Origin of the sequence: Porphyromonas gulae, from assembly GCF_000765945.1 — a bacterium.
In the GTDB taxonomy this organism is placed as follows: domain Bacteria; phylum Bacteroidota; class Bacteroidia; order Bacteroidales; family Porphyromonadaceae; genus Porphyromonas; species Porphyromonas gulae.
In genome coordinates this window covers 84,907-102,946 of record NZ_JRAT01000009.1, presented here as the reverse complement: position 1 = coordinate 102,946, position 18,040 = coordinate 84,907, and the positions used below count along the sequence as shown (strand labels likewise).

15 protein-coding genes are annotated in these 18,040 nt (G+C 48.9%); 8 read left to right on the top strand and 7 right to left on the bottom strand.

Translation table 11 applies throughout. From position 1 onward, the window contains the following. Positions 1-272: 272 nt before the first annotated feature. The 4 genes from HQ49_RS02745 to HQ49_RS02730 form a co-directional block, all read right to left on the bottom strand. Entirely contained in the window at positions 273-1,982 is a 1,710-nt protein-coding gene (locus HQ49_RS02745) for a S41 family peptidase (protein ID WP_039418313.1), read from the bottom strand. Positions 1,983-2,056: 74 nt separating this feature from the next. Beyond that, the gene (locus HQ49_RS02740) at positions 2,057-3,145 is read right to left on the bottom strand and encodes a phosphotransferase enzyme family protein (RefSeq protein ID WP_039418311.1); all 1,089 of its coding nucleotides are present in this window, start codon (positions 3,143-3,145) and stop codon (positions 2,057-2,059) included. A gap of 76 nt (positions 3,146-3,221) precedes the next feature. Beyond that, complete coding sequence (locus HQ49_RS02735) at positions 3,222-6,593, bottom strand: glycoside hydrolase family 2 TIM barrel-domain containing protein (protein WP_039418310.1); 3,372 nt, start codon at positions 6,591-6,593, stop codon at positions 3,222-3,224. A 15-nt stretch (positions 6,594-6,608) separates the two neighbouring features. After that, positions 6,609-8,015 carry a Gfo/Idh/MocA family protein gene (locus tag HQ49_RS02730; protein ID WP_039418309.1) on the bottom strand — a complete coding sequence of 469 codons (1,407 nt, stop codon included), beginning with the start codon at positions 8,013-8,015 and terminating at the stop codon, positions 6,609-6,611. A gap of 709 nt (positions 8,016-8,724) precedes the next feature. On the opposite strand from HQ49_RS02730, the gene HQ49_RS02725 reads away from it, so the two are divergent. The 8 genes from HQ49_RS02725 (at position 8,725) to HQ49_RS02690 (ending at position 14,524) form a co-directional block, all read left to right on the top strand. Beyond that, positions 8,725-9,279, top strand: coding sequence for a nitroreductase family protein (locus tag HQ49_RS02725; protein WP_018964844.1), 555 nt, complete (start codon positions 8,725-8,727; stop codon positions 9,277-9,279). Next, on the top strand, positions 9,272-10,084 hold the full coding sequence (locus HQ49_RS02720; RefSeq protein WP_039418308.1) for a Rossmann-like and DUF2520 domain-containing protein: 813 nt from the start codon (positions 9,272-9,274) through the stop codon (positions 10,082-10,084). Before HQ49_RS02725 ends, HQ49_RS02720 begins: the two co-directional genes overlap by 8 nt. A 16-nt stretch (positions 10,085-10,100) precedes the next feature. After that, complete coding sequence (locus HQ49_RS02715; RefSeq protein ID WP_004585207.1) at positions 10,101-10,622, top strand: KdsC family phosphatase; 522 nt, start codon at positions 10,101-10,103, stop codon at positions 10,620-10,622. Positions 10,623-10,663: 41 nt separating this feature from the next. Then, a complete protein-coding gene (locus HQ49_RS02710; RefSeq protein WP_039418306.1) occupies positions 10,664-11,263 on the top strand; it encodes a Maf-like protein in 600 nt (199 codons plus the stop codon). Between the two features lie 57 nt (positions 11,264-11,320). Then, positions 11,321-11,473, top strand: coding sequence for a 50S ribosomal protein L34 (rpmH, locus tag HQ49_RS02705; protein ID WP_004585205.1), 153 nt, complete (start codon positions 11,321-11,323; stop codon positions 11,471-11,473). A gap of 260 nt (positions 11,474-11,733) precedes the next feature. Continuing rightward, positions 11,734-12,915 (top strand): T9SS type A sorting domain-containing protein, encoded by a 1,182-nt coding sequence (locus HQ49_RS02700; protein ID WP_039418305.1) that lies wholly within the window; start codon positions 11,734-11,736, stop codon positions 12,913-12,915. Between the two features lie 54 nt (positions 12,916-12,969). Further along, entirely contained in the window at positions 12,970-14,211 is a 1,242-nt protein-coding gene (serB, locus tag HQ49_RS02695; RefSeq protein WP_018964849.1) for a protein-serine phosphatase SerB, read from the top strand. A 10-nt stretch (positions 14,212-14,221) separates the two neighbouring features. Further along, on the top strand, positions 14,222-14,524 hold the full coding sequence (locus tag HQ49_RS02690; RefSeq protein WP_018964850.1) for a Dabb family protein: 303 nt from the start codon (positions 14,222-14,224) through the stop codon (positions 14,522-14,524). A gap of 104 nt (positions 14,525-14,628) precedes the next feature. Here the strand turns inward: HQ49_RS02690 and HQ49_RS02685 are convergent, their stop codons facing one another. From HQ49_RS02685 to HQ49_RS02675, 3 genes are all read right to left on the bottom strand, one after another. Beyond that, the gene (locus HQ49_RS02685; protein WP_235290040.1) at positions 14,629-16,014 is read right to left on the bottom strand and encodes a T9SS type A sorting domain-containing protein; all 1,386 of its coding nucleotides are present in this window, start codon (positions 16,012-16,014) and stop codon (positions 14,629-14,631) included. Positions 16,015-17,129: 1,115 nt separating this feature from the next. Next, positions 17,130-17,456, bottom strand: a complete 327-nt coding sequence (locus tag HQ49_RS02680; RefSeq protein ID WP_004585349.1) for a DUF2149 domain-containing protein — start codon at positions 17,454-17,456, stop codon at positions 17,130-17,132. A gap of 5 nt (positions 17,457-17,461) precedes the next feature. After that, a complete protein-coding gene (locus HQ49_RS02675) occupies positions 17,462-18,040 on the bottom strand; it encodes a MotA/TolQ/ExbB proton channel family protein (RefSeq protein WP_039418303.1) in 579 nt (192 codons plus the stop codon).

Below are 18,040 nucleotides of genomic sequence, written 5' to 3'. Positions count from 1 at the left end.
CGTTTCTTGTTCGGTAGAGGGTATAAGTCTCTACATACTTATCTATGCGCGCAAAAGTACGACTAATATATTTAACCATGAAAGCTCCGCAAGGTTTGTGTAGAGCAACAATTTTTGCATAATCCATTTGTTCACTTCTCCGCTAAGACCTTTTGAAACCAAGAATAATAAGGCTTTCTTGAACGATGAGCTTGACAATCGCAAACAAACGAACTCCGTCGATTTTGTGCAAAACGTTCGGAGTTCTATTCTGTAATACCCTCTTTTTAGGCTTATCCCTTACTCTCTGCTTTCGGGCCGGCAAGGATCTGTCGAATTTGTTCCGGATGGTCTTTCAGCAGCTTAATAGCTTCTTTGACTACCTTGTCTTCCGGCAAACTCTGGCGGATGCTGCCTCGCTCGTAATAATAGCGGGTAACAATTTCGTTGTTCAGATAGTTGGTTATCTCTTTCTTGAATCGTAGCAGGTCGCGCGACAGGTTGGGTTTTAGCTTTTCGCGTAGAGCTTTAAGTTCCGAATTGGCTTCGGGCAGGTAGCCTTCTATCTTGGCCAATTCCTCCAGTTTGTCAAGCATCTTGCCGCTCTGACGGTCATAGTCGAACTTCTTTTCTTCCATCATCTTACAGAAAGCCGCATAGTCTTCGCTCGTTATCGAAAAATCCTCCGGCTTGGCAATCGTTTTATGCTTGAGCACATAACCTGTAACGAAATCGAATACGTCATTGTTGACTGCTATATAATAAAGTAGTGTAGCAGCTGTATCTTGTTTGACCTCGATATCGGGCAAGATTCCTCCCGCATCTTCTACGCGTCTTCCGGCAGCGGTGTAAAAGATTTTGTGCAGGCTGTCAGGAATAGCTGTAGCCACACCCGTCCGATTGGTGCGGCTGTAGTCCATGCGCTGGATGCACCGTCCGCTTGGGATGTAGTATTTGGCTGTGGTCAATTTGATTACACCATTGTATGGAAGCTGGCGCGTAGTTTGTACCAGCCCTTTGCCATAGCTCTTTTGTCCCATCAGTACGGCCCTGTCCATGTCTTGCAGTGCTCCGGCTACAATCTCAGAGGAGGATGCCGATTGGCCGTCGATCAGGACTACAATCGGGAGCTTCGTGTCGAGCGGTTCTGCCAATGTGCGGAATACGGATGCCGACTCTGCGATGCGCCCCTTGGTAGTTACCACCTCTTTACCTTTGGGGACAAACAGATTGACTATCTCTATGGCGGCCTGCATCAGTCCACCACCATTGCCTCTCAAGTCCAAAACGAGACTTTTCGCTCCTTGCTTGTCGCGCAGATCCAATAGAGCCAAACGCACCTCTTCAGCACTTTTGTCCGTAAAGTTGTTCAGCCGAATATATCCTACCGAACCATCGAGCATACCGCTGTAAGTGACAGAGTTCATGATCACTTTTCTTCGTTTTACCGAAAAAGTGCGCGGTTTGGTCTCGCCGTAGCGCATCACTGTCACATTTGCAACGGTACCGGCTATGCCTTTCAGTGCTTGGCTTACTTTCGGTGTGGTGGATTTTCGGAAGTCTTTACCATCGATGGTCAGGATGCGGTCGCCGGCTATCAACCCTGCTTCGTCTGCGGGCATTCCCTCCATAGGGCGTTGGATGATCACAGAGCTGTCGGGTCGCTGCGATATGATAGCTCCGACTCCGGCATACTCACCTGTAGTCATCAGTTTCAGTTCGTCCATTTCCTCGAAAGGAATGTATTCGGTATAGGGGTCAAGCCCGCCCAACATGGCATCTATACCGCGGCGAGTCATCTGATTGATACTTATGGTGTCTACGAAATACAGCCTGACATTGCCGATAATATTGCTAAGCACATCCATCGACTGTACATACTCATTGCGGCTCCGATCTTCTTCGGTGAGTTTGTTTGTCTTGGACTTCTGTGCACAGGCAGTCATAAAGCTGCCGGTGATAAAGATCACCAGCAGGGACAAAAACAGATTGGTCTTTTTCATGCGCGCTAAGGTACAAAACTTTCGTAGTACCGAATTGACAAAAAGATACATCCTATTCGTATGGGGTAAAAGGCTTATCGGCCAAGGCATTGGTTGATAAATGCTTGCATCTGAGGCATGTACTCCTCCACGCTCTGTAGCAGCTTGAACTGTGCACGAGCACGCACCAGATTGTGCTCGGGGTACTTGATCTTATAATACATATCACCGTTGATGTAGTCCGTCAGGAAGCGTACACACTGCATATAGGGAAAGAGTGCTGCGGCATATGGGAGATTCTCTATTTCGATGTCGGTGAGGAAAGAGCTTGCCCCCTTCAGGTATCCTTCGGTAAAGGCCTTGAAGATTTCCATCTCGAAGTTTACACGGTCGAGGTCTTTGTCGTCCTCCTCGCCGGTATTGGCTCCGGTACGGAGAAAGTCGCCATAGTCGGAGAAGATAAAGTTCGGCATCACGGTGTCGAGGTCGATGACGCAAAGTACATGTCCGTCTTCGTCGAAAAGCATGTTGTTTACCTTCGTGTCGCAGTGACATACCCGTTTGGACAGTTTTCCTTCGCGATGCAGACGCTCTGCCTTGCACATTTCCTCTGCTCGCTTTTCTATTTCATCGATATAGTAACGAACTTCCTCAACGCGCCCTGCCGGATCAGCCTTCAAGGCATCGTGTAGCTGGCTGAGCCTGAACTCCATATTATGGAAGTCGGGAATGGTTTCGCCCAGTTCGTCCGGTAAGTCCGACAGCATGGCTTGGAAGTTGCCGAATGCTTGTCCTGCATACCGCGAGTATTCGGGTGTGACCGCCTCGAAGGTTTGTGCTCGGGGAATGAAAACCATCATCCGCCAATAGTTTTCTCCATCGTAATAATATGTCTTGTCCCCGTCGCTTGTGACGAGGGTGAGCACTTTGCGTTCGATGTCATCGGCTCCCGATTCGGTTAGCTTGTGCCGGATGTGTGCCGTTACGGCCGTAATATTGGCCTGTAGCATTTCCACATCTTTGAATATGGTGTGATTGATTCGTTGCAAAACGTAGTCAGGTGCATCGGCTTCGGCTGTTACTACTTTGTAAGTATCATTGATAAGACCGGCACCTAAGGGTAGGATCTCTGCCACGCTTCCCTCTGTGTGGAAATGTGCTACTATTTCATTCAGTTGCTTCATGCGTTATGCTGTATTTTATTCTGTATAGATCTATGAGTGTGGGTGATACTCTCGTTGCTTTCACCACTCCTGTCGCTTAGTAGGCGTATCGGGTGGCAGTGGTCATTTGGCCGGCTGACCGTACCGGAAGAAGGGTAAAGCCCCAACTGTATTCCCGATTGGCCGGTAGGCGGTGCTGAGGTTCGGGAAGAGCCGACCAGCTATCGTATCCTCCTACTCCTTGTTGTTTCATATCCACGCACACCTCTACGAAGTCGCGCACGGGCACATCATTGACGTGATGCTGCCGACGGAGGACGTTGCGAGCTTTGCTCTCATCTCGGTTTTGTATCTCGGCCGGTGAAAAGTTGTTCCACTGGTAGGGCCTCTGCTTGGCTTCCTCCGAATCGAAGTCCTCGATAGCTTGCCGAAGAGCGTTGAAGCCGATCGTTTCGTCGGCTACTATGCCCAAGCCCAAGCCTCGTCCGTGCAGCATCAGCCAGCGTGTATCGGTACGATGCCCGTTCTCTTGCGGACGTACATAGTTATAGTACATCCTGTCGGCAGCAGTAGTGTACAAGCCTACGGTCGCCCCGTAATTGCGGTCGATATAGTTCTCATCCGGCCCTCTTCCGAAGTATCGTACCTCATTCATATCCGCAGGAAGGCGGAAGCGTACACCTATACGAGGCACTTCGAGGGTAGAAGCTTCCTTGCGCAGAGCTTCTCTGCCGGGGGAGAATGTAGCGGTTCGGGCTGCTTCGGACCATTCGTATTCGTCGGTCTCCATATCCGTCGAAGAGAATCGCATTTTCACGTTCACCACACCATCGGGATATATTTTATAGGTCAGGCCATAGAGGTTGCCGGCATCAAGCAGATAGGTCGCTTTGAGCAGGACGGCATTCCCTTCGGTGGCTAATCCTGCCTCGACTACTTGGAAGTCACGGCTCGATTCCTTCCATATCTGCAAGCGTCTTGGAGCACCGTTGCCGTAGTCGTTGTCGGTGGGAGCACGCCAGAAATTGGGCTGTATGCCGAATCCGTCTTGGAAAAACTCCTGACCATCCACCCTATAAGAGGTTACCAATCCACTCTTTTTGTTGAAAACGAAATGGACTTTGGACGAAACGACCCTCAATTCATCTCCTTCTGTGCTTGTGCACAGGGTAGGGCCTGTAGCGCGGTAGGTAGTCTTTTGGGCTTCGATGGGAAGTCGGAATTGATCGTGGGCAATCTCATACCCTATAGGAATCAGCGGCTCTGCCTGTAGGGTCTGCACGCTGAAATCGACAAAGTATTCTACACCGGCCATCGGCTTGAGCTTCGCTACTGGTATGGTAATATCCGATGAAGTCTGAGGATCGAGGTCTAAGCCGATGACCTTGCTTTGCACGGCTTTGCCATTAGCCGAAACCGTATAGCGCAGGCGGTATTTCTTGAGGTTGGTGAAGTAGAACCGATTCGTGATGCGAAAATGTCCCTTGGCGGCATCCACTGCTTCGAAGCCTACGTTTTGATGCACATACTTCACCTCCTGCATGGCAGGATGGGGTGTGCGGTCGGGATTGACCAGTCCGTTGCAAAGGAAGTTGCCATCGCTCGGTGCATCCACTCCGAAGTCTCCTCCATAAGCCCAATAGGATTTCCCCTTATCGTCAGTGCGCAGGATGCCCTGATCCACCCAGTCCCAGATGAAGCCGCCTTGGAGGTTGGGGTACTTGTAGATAGCCTGCCACTGCCCCCACAGGTTGCCGGTGGAATTGCCCATGGCATGAGCGTATTCCGAGGGGATCACAGGGCGATCGCTACCGGCCTGCCCGATGCCTTCCAACCATTTCGCATCGGGATATTGGGGCACATACATGTCCGTATTCCACTCCCATTGGGCACGCTCGTAGTTTACGGGGCGCGCCATCAGATCGCGATCGGCCTCTTTCAGCCAGAGATAGGCCTGATAGAAGTTGTACCCGTTGCCTGCTTCATTGCCGAGCGACCAGATCGTAACGCACGGGTGGTTTTTGTTGCGTTCGAACATATTCGCTATACGATCCATATGAGGCTTCAGCCACTCAGGGTTATTGCCCAAGGTGCCCCCACGGCGCAGGTTGTAGTACATGCCGTGGCTTTCGATATTAGCCTCGTCGTACACGTAGAACCCGTATTCGTCGCACAGCTCGTAGAAACGGCGATCTTGCGGGTAGTGTGCCAGCCGGACGGCATTCAGATTGTGCTGCTTCATCAGCTCCAAATCCCTGCACATCAGCTCCTCGGGGACGTAATGACCGGTGACGGGATTATGTTCGTGCATATTGACCCCTTTCAGCTTGATGGGCTGTCCATTGACAAAGAAGCATACGTAGGGCATACCGTTGGCCGCTTTTTCCTCTATCGGCTTGATTTCGATCCTGCGAAAGCCGACACGGAACGGTATTACCTCGGTGACTTGGCCATTCTCCCGTACCGTCATCAAGAGCTTATAGAGGTAGGGATGCTCCGACGTCCATGTATGTACCGCATTCGGCCGAGCTTGGAAAGAGAGGGTGCTCTCTCCGCCGGCAGCTATGAGGGTCGAACGGGTTTCGGTGGCGATAGCCTTTCCTTTGGCATCGAGCAGCTCGTAGGTCAGAGACAGCTCGGAGGCTTCGCTACGGCGGTTTCGCAAGTCGGCTTTCAGGGAGAATATACCATTGCGGTAGCTATCATCGAGTGTGGATTTGATGCTGAAATCCTTCACTGCCGCCTTGGGCTGTGCATAGAGGAATACATCGCGTTCGATGCCACTGATGCGCCAGAAGTCCTGACACTCCAGATACGAGCCGGTACTCCAACGATAGATCTTGAGCGTGAGTATGTTTTTTCCGGCATGGATATACGGATTGATGAGAAATTCGGCCGGATTCTTGGAGTCTTCGCTGTAGCCGACTTCCTGCCCGTTGATATAGACATAGAGTCCGGACTTGGCTCCGGCTATATGGAGATAGATGTCGCGCTCCATCCAGTCCGTGGGTACTTCTATCTCGCGCCGATATACTCCTACGGGGTTGGCCTCCGGCAGCTTGGGCGGCTGCGGATTGCGAGGCTGGAACTCGTATCCGTGATTGGTGTAGATGGCCACACCGTGCCCCTGTATCTCCCAGTTGCCGGGGACTTGGATGTCATACCATCCGTCTGCGTCTGCCGAGCTATCCGTTATGCCGGCAGGCAGATGTGCCTCGCTCTCGGCATAGAAGAATCGCCACGTGCCGTTCAGAAGACGATAGTACGAACTCTTCTCATACTTGCCGGTGAGAGCTTCGCTTCGGTCGGCATAGGTCATAAAGGACGAACGCGCCGGTTCTTTGTTTACGCTTACCGTACGAATGTCTTTCCAATATGGAAGCCCCGACTCTGCGATCTGTGCCTCTGCACTGAAAACGACACTTGCGGCAGTCAAAGTTGCCGCAAGTGCCAATAGGAAATTCCTCATAGTGTCCGATTGTCTTTACTCTGCCATTGCGTGCCGGTAGCCCTTTACTTTATCCCAATTGCCACGCGTGAAATCGGGGATGGCTACGGGGGCAGAGCCGTTTTCGATGGAGATGCGGCTTAGCTCCGCCAGACAACACCATTCGGCCAGATCGTACACATCCATATCGAGGGGCAGGCCATTGCGGAGGCAATAGATGAGACGATAGTCCATGATGTAATCCATGCCACCGTGTCCACCTACTTTTTTGGCCGTCTCTTCCAGTTCGCGATGGATGGGGTGTTTGTATTTTTCCATCAAAGCCTTCTTCACCTCCTCCGATACGGGGCCGTGGGCATTGAGCTTTTCGTGGTCAGGGGCTATGTTGGAGTCCACTTGCGTGGGACGGAGGCAGTACATCTCCAGCGGGTATTTGTCTGCAAATCCGTCTGTTCCCACGGCTTGGTACTTGCGGCTGTAGGGGCGGGGAGTCATTACATTGTGCTGGATGAGCAGGGTCTTGCCCTTTTCGGTACGGATGAGCGAAGTTGTTTGGTCGCCGTTTTGGAAGTCGGTCACCACCTCTCCGGTCTTATTCTTGATGTATGCCGGCCCGTTCACGGCTTTCGTGTCCATGGCTACGATGGTCTTCATGCGGTCGCCGCGATGGATGTCGAGCAGTTGGCACGCCGGACCCATACCATGTGTGGCATATACATCGCCACGATGCTTGCGGTTGTAGTCCAGACGCCAGTTGTTCCAGTAGTAGGGCCAGAAGTCTTCGAGGTTGTGGATATAGGCCCCTTCTGCATGCAGGATCTCGCCGAATACACCTTGGTGAGCCATATTCAGCGTGGTCAGCTCGAAAAAGTCGTATACGCAGTTTTCGAGTTGGATACAGTGTTTCCGTGTGCGCTCGGAAGTGTCGATGAGCTTCCATATCTCTTCGAGCGTCATGGCTGCCGGCACTTCGATGGCGGCATGCTTGCCGTGCTCCATCGCATATACGCCCATTTCGGCGTGGGTTTTCCAGTCTGTGACGATATATACGAGGTCGATGTCCTTGCGTTCGCATAGTTTCTTCCAGGCGTCCTCACTGCCGGAGTATGCTGCCGCTTTGGGTAGTCCGGCTTTGACGAGGATCTCTTGGGCTTTTTCCACACGTTCGGGGAGCACATCGCACAGTGCTACCACTTGCGCTCCGGGGATTTGGGTGAATCGCTCCACTGCACCCGGCCCACGCATGCCGAGACCGATGATCCCGATACGTACCGTTTCCAGTTTGGGCGTTACTAACTGCAAAACGTGCTTCTGTCCCGACGGGCGAGCAGGCGTTTCTACTTGGATGGGGGCATGTCCGGATACTACTTTCCGGGCATGAAGGGCAGTGCTTACTGTCAGGGCTAAGCCTATGCAGAGCGACAAAAAAACTTTGTACACCATATTTATAAGGATTTCTTTTGCGACAAAGATAAATCTAACCCATCGCAACCACAAACCATATTCCCGTACCTCTGCATGCATACTCGAAGAGGGGAGGCGATAGTAGATTGACGTGTACTGATGCAAAAGGATTCTGTGCTGCACCGCATGCCTTCACGAAGGCGGATACTTTGCCAGAGCACTCGTTCGTAGGGAGGTAGTATACACGGCACAGATCACTGCAATAAAAGAAACAATCGTTCCCGGCCGGAAAAAGTTTTTTCTGCAGTACGGAAAAGTTAAAATGCCACTATGCAATTCTTTATTCAAAGGCTTCGGATATATAAACAAAGGTTTCAAATATATATCCAAAGGCTTTGGATATATATACGAAAGCTTTGGATATAGATTTTCCGGCCGGGCAATTTATTTTTGTCGGCTGTCGGAGAAACTTTTCCCGGCCTGAAAAAAAACAATCCAACGGCGACGAGTAAACCGATATAGACGTCTGAAAAAATAAGCGGTTGTCAATAAATTTTTCAAAGGCCTCCAAAAGTGAAATTTTCTCGCACTACGTTTTATGGGGGCCATAAATGGGCTTTTTCTTGCTCGTGATCGAGTCCTTTTAAGATGTGGAGTCCATCGGGTTCGATCGGGCGTACTGCCTTGTCGCTATTTCTCGTGCAGATGGGAAGATAGCCAAGAGGGCTATTTGTATATCTTTGTCTATATGAAATCATTTGCAGAGTTAATAGAGAATCGCCGCTCTATCCGACAGTTTTCGGAAGAGCAGCTTTTGCCCGAGGATGTGCAGGCTCTGATGACAGCAGCATTGCGCGCTCCATCCGGCAAGAACAGGCAACAGACCCGGTATATACTGGTGGAAGACCGTGACAAGCTGCAAGTGCTAAGCCTGATGAAGCAGCATGGTTCCCGTTTCTTGGCGGATGCTGCCTTGGCTGTAGTGGTGCTGGGATCGCCCATGTTTTCCGAGCGTTGGCACGAAGATGCTGCGATAGCCGCTACCTATATCCAACTGCAGGCGGAAGATCTGGGGCTGGGCAGCTGCTGGTGTCAGGTCTTCGGATCGCTTACACCGAATGGGCAGGAGGCCACTCAGTATGTGCGCAATACGCTGAATATCCCCTATCAGTTGGAAGTCCTGTGTATCATTGCCATCGGACACAAAGCCGAGCACAGGGATCCGCGCCCTGCATCGGAATTGAAGTGGGAGAACGTTTTTATAGGCGAATATCCCGATTGGGAGAGTGTGTCGCATGATTGATCCTGTAGGACTGCCCGATACTTTCGTGCGCATAGTGCTTGTCGGCAGTGGAAATCTGGCTACCCGAACGGCTTTGGCCTTGTCCGAAGCCGGCAATCCGCCCATTCAGGTATGGAGCAGGTGTGCCGAGCATGCCGCGAAGTTGGCCTCCATGTTGCCGGGAGCAACCGCTACCGATCGGGTGGAGGAGCTGCTCTGCGATGCGGATCTTTATCTCCTTGCCGTGAGCGACCATGCTCTCGAATCCGTAGCTGCTTCTCTTCCTTCTACAACGGGAATATGGGCACATACGGCTGGCAGTATGCCGATGGACGCCCTTCGCCCTTATCACGAGAGGATCGGTGTATTTTATCCGCTTCAGACATTCAGTCGCGAACGCCGAGTGGACTATTCCTCCATACCTATATATATAGAGGGTAGCGATGAGGCCGTGGTACGACTGTTGGAGTCTGTCGCTCGTCTTATCAGCGGGAGTGTACTGCGCTGTACATCGGAGCAGCGACTCTATCTGCACTTGGCTGCTGTTTTTGCCTGCAATTTCACGAATCATCTCTATGCCTTGAGTGAGCAAATGCTGGCCGTACATGGCCTGCCACCGCGCTCTCTGGCTCCTCTTATCGCGGAGACTGCAGCCAAGGTGCAGGAAATGTCCGCCACTGAGGCACAGACCGGGCCGGCCAAAAGAGACGATACAAACACTCTGCAAAAACATCTCGGTCTGCTCGACCCATATCCGGATTGGCAGGAGATCTATCGGATGCTTAGCGATAGCATTCGGAAGATGTACGGACCGAAAGAACAATAAACCCCATCTTAATCTCATGAGTAGTATTCCATTCGACCTGAAGTCCATACGGGGATTCGTCTTCGATGTGGACGGAGTGATCAGCCATACCGTTTCGGCTATGGATGCCGAAGGCCAACCCATGCGAACGATGAATGTAAAAGACGGTTATGCCATGCAATATGCCGTCAAGCAAGGCTTCTTGCTGGCCATCATCACGGGCGGATACAGTCCGGCCATAGCCAAACGGGCAGAATATCTCGGCATCAAACATGTCTATATGCGTTCGTCCAACAAAGTGGAACAGCTCGAACACCTCTTGCAGGAGACAGGGTTGAAAGCCGAAGAGATAGTATATATAGGGGACGATATACCCGATCTGCCGGTGATGCAGAGAGTGGCTTTGCCCGTTGCCCCTGCGGATGCCGTGCCGGAGATCAAGCAAGTGGCCAAATACATATCCCATTGCCGAGGAGGAGAGGGCGTCGTCCGTGATGTCATCGAGCAAACGCTCAAGGCGCAAGGCTGCTGGGCCCAGGGCAATGGGTTTGGATGGTAGCGGACGGAAGTCTCTTTGATCGAAAAAAATCTTGTTGTTTTATGCTGGACAATCTGAAGAAATATAAGATCGTACTCGGATCGCAATCGCCCCGAAGAAAAGAACTCCTCTCCGGTCTCGATATTCGATTCGAACAAAAGGCCATGCCGGACATCGCAGAAGACTATCCTGCCGACCTCGATCCGGAGAAAGTACCGCTCTATCTTGCTCGAATGAAGGCTGAGGCTTATCGATCGAAAGGTATGATGCAGGACACGACCTTGTTGATTACGGCCGATACGGTGGTCATTATCGATGGTGCCATTCTCGGCAAACCGCAAGACCGGGAAGAGGCCGCTCGGATGCTACGTACATTAAGCGGGCGTACCCATCAGGTGGTGACCGGTGTGTGCGTCAGCCACCGGTCGGAGACAAGAGCTTTCTCGTGTTCCAGCCTGGTAACCTTCGCGCATCTGAGCGATGAGGAGATCGATTATTACCTCGAACACTACCGCCCCTATGACAAAGCCGGTTCGTACGGCATACAGGAGTGGATAGGCTATATCGCCATCCAGCGAGTGGAGGGTTCGTTCTACAATGTCATGGGGCTACCCGTTCATTTGCTCTATAATGAGCTGAAAGACTTTGGCGAATCAAATTAAAGTCCCTATATTTGCACCCCGAAGTGTAGGGATAACTAACAAAACAATATAAGAGCAATGAAAAGAACATATCAACCCTCTAACCGTAAGAGACTGAACAAGCATGGCTTTCGCTCTCGTATGGCAACGGCAAACGGCCGTCGTGTATTGGCTGCTCGCCGTGCAAAAGGCCGTGCCAAACTGACCGTTTCTGACGAATTCGTAGGCTAATACCTTCGGGCAATACGGCTTTCTCTCTTTTATATTCGGCGACTTCTCCGGATCATTTGTAAGAGGGAATAAAAGGAAAATCACTCATCAAAAAGAGGCTGTACTCGTGGTCGAGAGACCGAGTACGGCTTTTTTTGTATTTCTCTCTCTCTTCTATGGTGTCAAATTTGTATGCCGATACCGCACAAAGAGCGATTTACTTATGGAATGAAACATTATATTTGCTCGGAGAAATAAAAACCGCAACTAACAAGTAACAAATGAAACAATTACTCTCTCTTTTCCTTTTTGCAGGACTCGTAGCCGTAGAAAACGTATCTGCTCAGTCTCCCCAAATCCCTCAAATAGATGTACAAACTCGCATAGCAAGAGATGCACGCTATCGATTGGACAAGATCAGTGTTCCCGATTCTCGCGAAGTTTTCGATTATTTCTATGAAGAAGGAACCATACCGACCAAGATACAGAGATCTATCGGTGGTATGCTCTCTAATGTAGACTCGCTTTTCTACGAGGACGACAGATTGATGCAAGTACGCTATTATGTGAATATGGACAATGCTCTCCAGATGCGCCAAGTGGAAGATTACATATACGATGGAGATCGGTTGGTCCTTCGGGAGTTCAAGAACTCCCCATCAGATGAGATCGCTTTAAGAAAGGAGTTCTATAACTATTTCTGTGGTAGCAATCTTCCTTTTGAAACAACGACAGAAACAAGCGATGGATATTTTCAAAGTCGTGCGATAACCTATCGCAACAACAAGATCGCGAGAATAAACATCATGACTCAGGAAAACCCATCGGCCGACTTGATCGAAACGGGTAGAATGGTATATGAGTTTGATGCCAATAATGATGCTGTACTGCTTCGTGACAGTGTATTTCTTCCTCTTCAAAACAAGTGGGTAGAAATGTTTACTCACCGTTATACATACGACAATAAGCATAATTGTATTCGTTGGGAGCAAGATGAGTTTGGTGTCACCAAGTACGCCAACAACTTCGAATATGATACGTCGATCTCTTTATCTTCCGTATTGTTCCCCACGCATGAAGAGTTCTTCCGCCCTATTTTGCCCAGTTTCATGAAGCATATGCGTACAAAGCAAACGTATTTCTATAACTCCGGAGACGGCTTGTCTGAGGTATGCGATTACAACTACTTCTATACCGATATGCAGGGCAATGCTCTGACCGATGTCGCAGTAAGCGAAGCGATCAAGATCTATCCTCGTCCTGCCACGGATTTTCTGCGTATAGAGGGGTCACAACTGCTTCGTCTCTCTCTGTTCGACCTCAACGGTAAGTTGATTAGAACCACCGAGCTGACAGGCGATTTGGCCATTATCGGAGTTGCATCTCTCCCGAGAGGCACCTATATTGCAGAGGTTACAGCTGCAAACAACAAAGTCGTACGCACGAAAGTGATACTTAAATAAGGTGTCACAGGGCAGTTCGGGTACGTAAATCTTTCATCAAATAAAAACTCATATATGAGTGCAACACGAAAACTCATTTTAGCGAACATCCACGGAGTAGATAAGCCAGGTGTTACCGCTGAATTAACTGCCATCTTGGCTAAGCACAATGCCTTCATACTGGATATCGGCCAAGCTGATATTCACAATAACCTCTCGCTCGGAATACTCTTCCAGACAGACGAAAGTCATTCGGGATCAATACTGAAAGACCTCTTGTTCAAAAGCTATGAGTTGGATGTGACTATCAGATTCGAACCCATCACAGAAGAAGCCTATAGCGAATGGGTGGGAATGCAGGGGCGAAACCGATACATCATTACCGTTGTGGCTCGGAAGATCACGGCTGAGATGATTGCCGGCATTGCCCGATCCAGTGCCGAGCAGGGACTGAATATCGATGACATCAAGCGACTGACAGGTCGTATTCCGCTCAATGAAACAGATCGCTCCCCCAAAGCAAGTGTAGAGTTTTCCATGCGTGGAACTCCCACGGATATAGAGAAGCTACAGCGCAACTTCATGGAAATGGCTTCTCAGCTCAACATGGATATTTCTTTCCAGCGTGAGAGTATGTTCCGCCGTATGCGTCGTCTTATTTGCTTCGATATGGACTCTACGCTGATCCAGACAGAGGTCATAGACGAACTGGCTATCAGAGCCGGCGTAGGCGATCGGGTCAAAGCCATTACCGAGAGTGCCATGAGAGGCGAAATCGACTTTACGGAGAGTTTCCGCCAGCGAGTGGCTCTGCTGAAAGGGCTTGATGTGTCTGTGATGCAGGAGATCGCCGAAAGTCTTCCTATTACCGAAGGGGTGGAGCGTCTGATGAAGATACTCAAGATGGTAGGTTTCAAGATCGCTATCCTTTCGGGGGGATTCATGTACTTCGGCAACTATTTGGCCAAGAAGTTCGGGATCGACTATGTCTATGCCAATGAGTTGGAAGTAAAAGACGGTAAACTCACCGGCCGTTATGTTGGTGAGGTGGTGGATGGCAAGCGCAAGGCCGAACTGCTCAAGCTCATTGCTCAGGTAGAGAAGATAGACCTCATGCAGACTGTTGCCGTAGGCGATGGAGCCAATGACCTGCCTATGATCGGACTTGCCGGTCTCGGTATTGCATTCAATGCCAAACCGAAAGTAAAGGCCACAGCTCAGCAGAGCCTTTCCACGGTCGGTCTTGACGGGGTCCTATATTTCCTCGGATATAAAGATTCGCATATAGACGACGAATTGCTCACCGAAAAATTATAACATCTGCACTATGATCAAACATATCGTGATGTTCAAGTTGGCAGGTTTTGACTCTGCAGAAGCCAAAACGAAACACCTGCACCTGATCAAGGATGCACTGGAAGCCCTCGTACAAGTAATAGAACCCCTGCGAAGCATGAGCGTTCGCCTCAATATGAATCCTACCGAAGAGTATGACTTTATGCTGGAGGCAGACCTTGATAGTCTCGCCGATGTCAAAGCCTATGCCGAGCATCCTGCTCACATGACCGTCGTTCGAGAGTTGATAGCTCCGTATAAGGACGGTCGGGCATGTATAGACTTCCAGATCTAATTTTTTTCGGATAGAAAAGATAATAAAGCAATCGGGACAGCATCGGAGAGAGAAAAAGTCTCTCACCATGCTGCCCCGATCTTTTTGTCTGTACTCGCGCGTCGTTATTGAACGATCACTCTTTCTGTAATATCACCGATCTGCAAGAGGAAAATACCTTTGAGATGGCTGATGTCTATCTGCTGGAAGATATTATCAAGCGTAATTCTGTAAACAATCCGTCCGTTCATATCTATGAGGGATGCCACTTTTCCCACCATTTCTAACGGTATTTCTATCGTTAAATCTTTGGAGGTTGGTACGGGATAGATGCGGAAGTCTTGTGCTGCGATCTCGTCAGCAGCATTACTCTTTTTCATCAAGGCAGTCACCTCAGTATTCTTTTCAATAACGAATTGATACGGCTTTTCGATGCTTTGTCCGTTCACCAATACCTTATCGACTTCATATCCATCAGCAGGTGTAGGGTGGACGGTGATCGTATGTCCTCCAACCAGCATGGAACCACTGCTCAAAGATTCTCCATCGGCAGTCAATTTTATCTCCCCGTTTTCCGGCTGAATGATTGTAAGACTATACGCGGCGTTGGATTCGTAAGTAACTTCCATCTCATTTTCAGTCTCTTTGATCACAGCATGCGTATAACTGTTCATGGATGGTAAACCTGAAAAATCCATGTAGTCTTTGGGGCCGAAGTATACTAAATAAACCAAACTTGATTTTGGGAAAAATGTTTCAGAGGCAAGTTTTTCTTTGTCATACTGGTAGTAACGCCAGAAATCTTCGCGCCCGGCTTTGATAATATCCAAATTCTCATTGTCGTATTCGAATATCCACTCCTTTTCTTCTCCTATACCTGCATGCCCTGGCTTAAATCTGATAGAGACTATTTTATTGACGTTATTGTACGTAAGTATTTCTCTGTTCAATTCTTCTCCGCTTTCAGTGTCTATCTGGATTACTTCTTTTAGAAGTCCATTTTCGTTGTATACAAGATTCGTTGTACGCAGGTCGTACCACTCATTCGACATATGGTTAAATGCATCTATTTCTGCTTTGATCAGTTTCATATCGGTATCATAAAAGAAATCGATGCGTATATCCTCGACCAATTCCAGATTCTCATTGGGCATATGGCGTTTGAAATGGGTAATATACCCCTTATCGTTCCGCTCATACTCATATTTCCCCAAAAGAGTCAGATCCAATCCCACATATTCTTCCTCTCGAATCATGTATCCGGCATCGTTGTAAGAGAATACTCTTTCCTGAATAGTTTGTCCTGTTTGGTTTTCTGAACGGATCTTTTTCAAGCGATTGTTCACTCCATATTCATAGAAAAAACAAGAAGAGAAGTTTTTTACTTTTGCGATTCTTTGTTTGAACTGTTGTGGGTTTGCATGGAAATAGTTTGGTGCCATTGTCTGCGCACCAGCATTCCATATCCATACGCATAAGAAAGCCATGGAGGCTAAAAAAAGTTTTTTCATAATGATTTTTCTCATTGGTTATTAGCGACACAAAGGTATTGGCCACCACCAGACAGGCCAATACCTACTTTGAGGTATTCTTTTTCCGTTTTTGTGCCTATTTAGGTATATTCGATGGCTTTCAATCTACTTCTGATCTCCTTTTGAAAATCTAATGGCCGATAATTTTAATAGCTCTTATATTAAGTGTCGATATATTACAATCCATTCATGGGGTATGATTCTCTCTTTTTTATTATCCTTTTTCTGTCATGAAAATACGTGCCAAAAAAGTTTTCAACAGCGAAGATGTGTTTGGAATGATTCTAAATAAGCACCTATAGAGGAGTATAAAACGAGGCAAGAAAGAGTTGAAAATAGACTTTGCCAGATCAAAAGGTATTTTTCAATCTGCCACTTAATGATCTATATACAAATCATTTTCAATTTATATATAGATCGTTTTTACTTTATATATAAATCGTTTTCAGTTAATATATAGGTCGGAAATAATTTCTATATAAATCGTTGGTCTATGATGATTATTTCGTGAGTCGATAAAACGGAGGCACCCGTCGAATTCGTGGTCGAATGCGACGGGTGCCTTATGTCTTGAGGTGTCGGTATAAGAGCTATTAAGCTCTATTCTTCATACGAGCATTTGTTTTTGTAGGCAATGAAATATGCCGACCGATTTCGTGCGAGTAAGCTCGAATGAGCATTGGGCAGGAGTAGAGTGGATAACATGTCTTTTGTTTCTTTTATCAAAATATTTAATCTACGCTATGTTGCTCTATCGGTAGGAATACACGCCTTTCGGGAGAGCACCTAATTGTTCGCAAATATAGCAAAAAAATACTCCCATGGCTATGTTTCGGATTGTATTTGTTTGATCACCAACACCCTCTCGAATACATATATGTATTTGAATTATTTAATACCTCATACTCGAATATGCATGTGTCAATTCGATTCTGTAAATCATAGGCCAGAATTGAAGCAATGCTTTATTTATTTTGTCTACGGCGTTTGATATAAAAAACCGGCCCTGCAAAAAGTGCTTTCGCAGGGCCGGAGGAAATAGAAAAAAGAGCTTTTGGGCTTGAGGGCGGATGATAATAGCCGATTTCTCCGTCTTAGTCTTCCGGCACGTAGATGATTTCGCCGCTTTCCAGCTGGTAAGCTACACCTACGCGCTTGCCTTTGCTGCCGGCTCCATCGGAGGATTCGTCGGACGGGGTGTACTTCTCCACCTTATCGCCTTTCTTGATCAGGATTTCCATGTTGTCCTTGCCGGGATTCTTGACGATCGTGTAGTCTTCCTTGCTGAAGACTTCGGTCATGTTGAATTTGGTGACGAGGGCAACCATCAGAGCCACGGCAAAGACCATGGCTACGTCGAAGAGGTTGGATACGAGTGAGGAGGGATCCGTGTCTTCTTCGTGGAAGCGTCTTCTGGACATGGCGATCAGGAGAGTTTTTCGTTGATGTAATCGAGCCAAACGAGGTCGTTCCGGTTGTAAGTGCGCACGATGTGCAGGGCTATGTACCCTACAGCCGAGGCAAACATACCGATGACCGTGGTGGCAAAGGCTACTTGCATATTATAAGCCATCTGCCCGATGTCGCCCGTGGAGAGTCCGACAAGGGCCGGACCCATCGGGATAAGCGTACCCATCAGACCGAGTATGGGGCCGAACTTAGTGAGTACTTTGGCCGAACTCAGACGCTGCTCACGAGAGAGCTCGTACCGGCCGATGAGCAGGTTGCGACGGGCGGAATCGGCATCGAGGACTTCGGCCAGCACATTTTCGAATGGGGCGTGGGGGCGTTTGGCTGCTTCGGCTCTGAGGGCTTCGGTGTCGAGGCCGGCCTTGTTTTCGATGATCTGGGCAAAGGTTTCCTGCCGGCGGCGGTAGCTCTGCCACGTCCCGAAGAGGGTGCCGAGGAGGAGAAGGGATTTGATGAAGAGGTAGATGAGTCCGGCGACTACCGGTACCAACAGGCCGTTGGAGACCCAAAACATGACGTTGGACAAGAAGTTCAT

What these genes read in the sequence shown, in the direction of transcription:
- HQ49_RS02745 (WP_039418313.1), bottom strand. Translation starts at nt 1,982, where the DNA reads ATGAAAAAGACCAATCTGTTTTTGTCCCTGCTGGTGATCTTTATCACC.
- HQ49_RS02740 (WP_039418311.1), bottom strand. Translation starts at nt 3,145, where the DNA reads ATGAAGCAACTGAATGAAATAGTAGCACATTTCCACACAGAGGGAAGC.
- HQ49_RS02735 (WP_039418310.1), bottom strand. Translation starts at nt 6,593, where the DNA reads ATGAGGAATTTCCTATTGGCACTTGCGGCAACTTTGACTGCCGCAAGT.
- HQ49_RS02730 (WP_039418309.1), bottom strand. Translation starts at nt 8,015, where the DNA reads ATGGTGTACAAAGTTTTTTTGTCGCTCTGCATAGGCTTAGCCCTGACA.
- HQ49_RS02725 (WP_018964844.1), top strand. Translation starts at nt 8,725, where the DNA reads ATGAAATCATTTGCAGAGTTAATAGAGAATCGCCGCTCTATCCGACAG.
- HQ49_RS02720 (WP_039418308.1), top strand. Translation starts at nt 9,272, where the DNA reads ATGATTGATCCTGTAGGACTGCCCGATACTTTCGTGCGCATAGTGCTT.
- HQ49_RS02715 (WP_004585207.1), top strand. Translation starts at nt 10,101, where the DNA reads ATGAGTAGTATTCCATTCGACCTGAAGTCCATACGGGGATTCGTCTTC.
- HQ49_RS02710 (WP_039418306.1), top strand. Translation starts at nt 10,664, where the DNA reads ATGCTGGACAATCTGAAGAAATATAAGATCGTACTCGGATCGCAATCG.
- rpmH (WP_004585205.1), top strand. Translation starts at nt 11,321, where the DNA reads ATGAAAAGAACATATCAACCCTCTAACCGTAAGAGACTGAACAAGCAT.
- HQ49_RS02700 (WP_039418305.1), top strand. Translation starts at nt 11,734, where the DNA reads ATGAAACAATTACTCTCTCTTTTCCTTTTTGCAGGACTCGTAGCCGTA.
- serB (WP_018964849.1), top strand. Translation starts at nt 12,970, where the DNA reads ATGAGTGCAACACGAAAACTCATTTTAGCGAACATCCACGGAGTAGAT.
- HQ49_RS02690 (WP_018964850.1), top strand. Translation starts at nt 14,222, where the DNA reads ATGATCAAACATATCGTGATGTTCAAGTTGGCAGGTTTTGACTCTGCA.
- HQ49_RS02685 (WP_235290040.1), bottom strand. Translation starts at nt 16,014, where the DNA reads ATGAAAAAACTTTTTTTAGCCTCCATGGCTTTCTTATGCGTATGGATA.
- HQ49_RS02680 (WP_004585349.1), bottom strand. Translation starts at nt 17,456, where the DNA reads ATGTCCAGAAGACGCTTCCACGAAGAAGACACGGATCCCTCCTCACTC.
- HQ49_RS02675 (WP_039418303.1), bottom strand. Translation starts at nt 18,040, where the DNA reads ATGAACTTCTTGTCCAACGTCATGTTTTGGGTCTCCAACGGCCTGTTG.